Origin of the sequence: Flavobacterium sp., assembly GCF_046317795.1 — a bacterium.
Taxonomy (GTDB): Bacteria; Bacteroidota; Bacteroidia; order Flavobacteriales; family Flavobacteriaceae; genus Flavobacterium.
In genome coordinates, this window is record NZ_JBKCVI010000001.1 from 1 (window position 1) to 4,764 (window position 4,764).

3 protein-coding genes are annotated in these 4,764 nt (G+C 33.8%); 2 read left to right on the forward strand and 1 reads right to left on the reverse strand.

The genetic code is table 11. The features are described 5' to 3' along the window. Positions 1 to 2,262 (forward strand): response regulator (locus ACK5ON_RS00005; RefSeq protein ID WP_409818676.1); only part of this gene is annotated, 2,262 nt, incomplete at its 5' end. Between the two features lie 8 nt (positions 2,263 to 2,270). Beyond that, positions 2,271 to 3,128 carry a neutral zinc metallopeptidase gene (locus ACK5ON_RS00010; RefSeq protein WP_409818678.1) on the forward strand — a complete coding sequence of 286 codons (858 nt, stop codon included), beginning with the start codon at positions 2,271 to 2,273 and terminating at the stop codon, positions 3,126 to 3,128. Between the two features lie 177 nt (positions 3,129 to 3,305). On the opposite strand, the gene ACK5ON_RS00015 is transcribed toward ACK5ON_RS00010, so the two are convergent. Continuing rightward, a partial coding sequence (locus ACK5ON_RS00015; protein ID WP_409818680.1) for a YifB family Mg chelatase-like AAA ATPase occupies positions 3,306 to 4,764 on the reverse strand: 1,459 nt, incomplete at its 5' end.

The window sequence follows — 4,764 nt, forward strand, 5'->3', positions numbered from 1 at the left end:
TTACTAGACACACCAATATTTATTAATGGAAAAATTATTGGTATTTTATGTTTTGAAAAAGTAGAAAAAAATGTAGAATGGGATAATGAAGATATTAATTTTGCTCGTTCTCTTTCCGATCTTATTGCTATAGCAATTGAATCACAAATGCGCATAGAATCCGAACAAAAACTTTTTTATAAAAGCGAAGTATTATTAGAAATAACAAAAAACACCGAAAAGTTTTTATTGTCAAAAAATACAGATGAAATTTTTGAAGGAATTCTTTATGCCATTGGCAATGTTACTCAGGTAGATAAATTATCTTACTTTGAAAAGAGCCCAGATAATAAATTAATAAAAAAACACTGTTGGCTCAAAGAAATTAATTCAATCACAGATAAATTTCCAATTAACTTAGAAATTCCCTTATCTGAAATAGATGAAGTGATTGAAAATTTAAAAAACAACAAACCTTATGCAGCCATAGTAAGAAAAATTAAAGACAATAAAACAAAACAGTTTTTGTCTAAATATTATTCAAAATCTATTTTATTCCTTCCAATTTTCTTAAAGAATGAATTTTATGGTATGATTGCATTTTTTGTAGAAAATACAGAGCGCGAATGGACTATTGACGAAATAAATACACTAGAAAACCTCACTAAAAATATTTCTCATGCCATAGAACGCAATATTAATGAAGCCATAATCCAAGAAAGCGAAGAAAAATTTAGACTCCTTGCCAACAATATACCTGGCACAGTACATCTTTCTAAGTATGATGAAAAATGGACAAAAATTTATCTAAACGATGAAATCGAAAAACTTACTGGTTATCACAAAGATGACTTTCTACAAAACAAAATTTACTTTATAGATCTAGTACATCAACAAGACTTGAAAATTGCACAAAACACTGTGGAAGAATTATTCAAAGAAAAACAGAAAATTCATTTTATTTATAGAATTGTTCATAAGGATGGCCACCATGTTTGGGTAGAAGAGTTCGGTGAACCAATTTTTAAAAATGATAAAATTGAATATATCGTTGGAATTTTTATTGATATTACACAAAGAATAGAGGCAGAAGAAGCTATAAAAGCAAAAAATTATGCCGAATCAGCCAACAGAGCAAAATCGGAATTTTTGGCAAATATGAGCCATGAAATTAGAACACCACTAAACGGTATTATTGGTTTTACCGAATTATTAATGAATACAAATCTTGAAGATATTCAAAAAAAATATATGAATACCATCAATCAATCAGCCAATTCATTAATGGAAGTAATTAATGATATTTTGGATTTTTCAAAAATAGAGTCTGGAAAAGTTGAATTAAATATAGAAAAACATAACCTTCTCGATTTAGCAAGTCAAGTAGTTAATTTGATACAATATGAAGCAAATAGCAAAAACTTAGAAATCAATTCCGTAATAGGAAATGAAGTTCCAGCTTATATTTGGATTGACTACATTAGATTAAAACAAGTTTTAATAAATCTATTAAGCAACGCAGTAAAATTTACCGAAAAAGGATCAATAAATTTATCTATATCGGTTCTCGAAAAAATAAATAACGAAACCATTAAATTAAAATTTTCTGTAAAGGATACAGGAATTGGTATAAAAAAAGACAAGCAATTAAAAATATTCGAAGCATTTTCACAAGAAGACAGCTCAATATCTAAAAAATTTGGAGGAACAGGATTAGGACTAACGATTTCTAATCAATTATTGGGTCTAATGAAAAGTCGTTTAGAACTTGTAAGTGAAATGGAAAAAGGAAGTGAATTTAGTTTTATTCTAGAAGTCAAATATTCAAATATAACTTCAGAAACAGAAAAATCAATCGATATTCCTGAAAACAAAACACCTAAAAACAATATTATTACTGAAGAAAACAAAACTATTTTTATAGTAGAAGACAATCAAATAAACATGCTTTTGGCAAAGACATTGATAAAAAGAATTTTGCCAAATGCAGAAATAATTGAACTTGAAAATGGCAAAGTCGCACTAGAAAAAATAAAAGATGTTCTGCCCGATTTGATTTTAATGGACATTCAAATGCCAGAAATGAATGGTTACGATGCGACTGTTGAAATTAGAAAACTACCAAATACAAAGCATATTCCAATTATTGCTCTTACGGCAGGAACCGTTATGGGTGAGAAAGAAAAATGTATTGAATATGGAATGAATGACTATATTCCAAAACCTATCGACAAAGAGTTGTTAAAAAGAATAATTGAAGAAAAATTACTTCCAAAAAAATAAAAAAAATCATGAAATGGGATAAAAAAGAAAGCGGCAATTTTGAAGACAGAAGAGGAATGTCCGGTGGTGGAAAAGCATTACTAGGTGGAGGCGCTATCGGAATTATCATTCTATTATTAAACATGTTTGGTGGCGAAACAGGTCAAACAATTGGAAACATTTTAGAGCAAACACAAGGCACACAAACGCAAAGTGAAGGCACTCAAACCAGAGAATTATCTGCCGAAGAAAAAGAACTAGGAGATTTTTCGGAAGCATGTTTTGCTTATAATAATGAAACTTGGGCAAAAATTTTTGAAGAAAATAATATGCAATATCAAGAACCAGGCATGGTGCTATTTGACGATGGAGTAAATACCGCTTGCGGAAGCGCAACCTCAGCTTCGGGCCCTTTTTATTGCCCTGGAGATAAAAAAGTGTATATGGATTTACGCTTTTTTGAAGAGTTAAAAACACGTTTTGGTGCACAAGGTGGCGACTTTGCCATTGCCTACGTCATTGCCCACGAAATGGGACATCATTTGCAAACTTTACTAGGAACTTCTGCAAAAATGCGCCAACTGCAACAAGGTAAAAGCGAAGCTGTAGCCAATAAACTTTCTGTTTGTTTAGAACTGCAAGCCGATTTTTATGCGGGTGTTTGGGCACATTATAATAAAAACCTTTTAGAAGCAGGCGATATCGAAGAAGCACTAAGTGCCGCCAATGCTGTTGGAGATGATGCTATTCAAAGCAAAATGCAAGGGCGAGTGAATCAAGAATCGTTTACTCATGGCTCGTCCGAACAACGAATGGAATGGTTTATGAAAGGATACAAAACAGGCGATATTAGGCAAGGCGATACTTTTTCTGCTCTGTTAAATTAGAAACCAATCCAGCTATCCGTTTCAAGAAACCACACTATAACCACATTTTTATATCAACAAAAGGAGCTTCTTTACAGTCGCTCTTTTTTTGATTAAAAAGTAGTGGTGCTACTGCGGTTTGCTTTCCACTACTATCTGGGTTATAAACGCATTACTTTACCAACTGAATACTAAAAATCATCCCAACCAACCCTCTCTATCCAAACTTCGATACTGTATGGCTTCAGCAATGTGACTGGGATTTACCCTTTCCGATTGTTCTAAATCGGCAATGGTTCTGGAAACTTTCAGAATTCTGTCATACGCTCTTGCTGACAGATTTAAACGTTCCATAGCCGTTTTTAAGAGTTGCAATGAAGTATCATCCAAAGCGCAATATTCCCTAATTTGTTTGGTGCTCATTTGCGCATTGTAATGAATGTTGTCAAACAATTCAAAACGCTGTGACTGAATTTCTCTTGCTTTTGTTACACGTTCTCTAATGGCAATACTACTTTCCGCTGGACGAGTTTCGGTCAATTTTTCAAACGGAACAGGAGTCACTTCAATGTGAATATCAATTCTATCTAATAATGGTCCAGAAATTTTACTCAAATACCTTTGCATCTCTGCTGGTGATGAACTTACAGGCGCATCAGGATCGTTAAAATAACCTCCCGGACTTGGGTTCATACTCGCTACCAACATAAAAGAAGACGGATACGTAATCGTAAATTTTGCTCTCGAAATTGTAACTTCTCTGTCTTCCAAAGGTTGACGCATGACTTCGAGAACTTCTCGCTTAAATTCGGGCAATTCATCCAAAAATAAAACGCCGTTGTGTGCTAAGGATATTTCACCTGGTTGAGGATAACTTCCGCCACCAACAAGTGAAACCGAACTGGCAGTATGATGTGGACTTCTAAAAGGGCGTTGGTTCATTAATCCGGCATCTTTAATTTTCCCTGCAACACTATGAATTTTGGTAGTTTCCAAAGCTTCTTTCAACGTCATGGGCGGCAAAATACTAGGTAATCGTTTGGCAAGCATTGTTTTTCCCGAACCTGGCGGACCAATCAAAATAATATTATGCCCACCAGCAGCGGCAATTTCCATACAACGCTTGATACTTTCTTGCCCTTTGACATCCGAAAAATCAAATTCTGGAAAATCTAAGGTTTTATAAAACTCATCTCTTGTGTTAATTACAGTGGGTTCTAATGTCCCTTTTCCTTCAAAAAAATCTATAACCTGGGTCACGTTTTCTATGCCATAAACTTCTAATCCGGTAACAATGGCAGCTTCTTTGACATTTTGTATCGGAAGAAAAAAACCTTTAAATCCTTCTTCTTTCGCTTTAATAGCTATAGATAATGCTCCTTTTATCGGTTGCAAACCACCATCAAGAGACAATTCTCCCATAATGATGTACTTGTCAACCTCATCCGCTTTTATTTGTCCTGAAGCAGCTAAAATTCCTATTGCCAATGTCAAATCATAGGCTGAACCTTCTTTTCGCAAATCGGCTGGCGCCATGTTTATTGTGATTTTTTTTCCCGGTAAACTATAACCATTATTTTTCAAGGCAGCTGCAATACGATAGCTACTTTCTTTAATGGCATTGTCGGGCAAACCAACCAAATGATAACCAACACCT

Excerpts from the sequence above, each read along its gene's own strand:
- ACK5ON_RS00010 (WP_409818678.1), top strand. The coding sequence starts at position 2,271 with ATGAAATGGGATAAAAAAGAAAGCGGCAATTTTGAAGACAGAAGAGGA.